This is a genomic window from Acidiplasma aeolicum (assembly GCF_001402945.1).
Lineage (GTDB): Archaea > Thermoplasmatota > Thermoplasmata > Thermoplasmatales > Thermoplasmataceae > Acidiplasma > Acidiplasma aeolicum.
This window is the reverse complement of sequence record NZ_LKBG01000199.1, coordinates 1-644: the sequence shown is the minus strand read 5'-3', so window position 1 is coordinate 644 and position 644 is coordinate 1. Positions and strand designations below refer to the sequence as shown.

2 protein-coding genes are annotated in these 644 nt (G+C 33.5%); both read right to left on the bottom strand.

Annotated elements, in window-relative coordinates; translation table 11 throughout:
• Positions 1–107: 107 nt before the first annotated feature.
• Positions 108–398 (bottom strand): AMP-binding protein, encoded by a 291-nt coding sequence (locus AOG54_RS04445; RefSeq protein WP_055032480.1) that lies wholly within the window; start codon positions 396–398, stop codon positions 108–110.
• On the bottom strand, positions 395–644 hold a 250-nt coding region (locus AOG54_RS04440; protein ID WP_236692462.1), incomplete at its 5' end, for an acetyl-coenzyme A synthetase N-terminal domain-containing protein. The genes AOG54_RS04440 and AOG54_RS04445, both read right to left, overlap by 4 nt.

Below are 644 nucleotides of genomic sequence, written 5' to 3'. Positions count from 1 at the left end.
TCTTCTTACAACTATGACCTTTTCAATTGATTTAACCCCTGACCTCACAGAGTTAGGTGTGTTTTTAAGATTCATGTACTTATCCCTGCTTATGGATTGGTCCTCCGTTATAACGATACTGCTTTTGTATCCTCAATTCTTTCAAGTAGTGCATTTGCAGAAAATCCTGAGAATATTATATTGTATATGGCACCTATTCTATAACATGCATATACTGAAATAAACGCTTTCGGTATATTTGACATGTAAATGGCAACAACATCACCCTTTTTTACACCGATTTTCTGTAGGCCTATGGCAAATCTTGATACATAATCCTTTAGTTCCCCATATGTTATTTTTCGTTCTTTACCATCATAGCTTACCCATATTATGGCAGTTTTATCTGGATTTTTCATGGCATTTCTGTCCACACAATTATAAGAAACGTTAGAATAGCCTCCTGTAAAAAATACAAATTCGGGAAAGGTTCATCTAATAACTTTATCATATTTTTGTACCACTCAAATTTTGATGCAATGCAGTCCCAGTATTTTTCAGGGTTAATTGTGGAATCAGCATAAAATTTTTTATAATCATCCTCAGAACCAAATTCAGGCATTCCCCCATTTTCCTTTATGGCTTTTATTAATGTACTTTTAGAA

Bases quoted from the DNA above. Each gene is read 5' to 3' on its own strand.
- AOG54_RS04445 (WP_055032480.1), bottom strand. From the start codon at position 398: ATGAAAAATCCAGATAAAACTGCCATAATATGGGTAAGCTATGATGGT.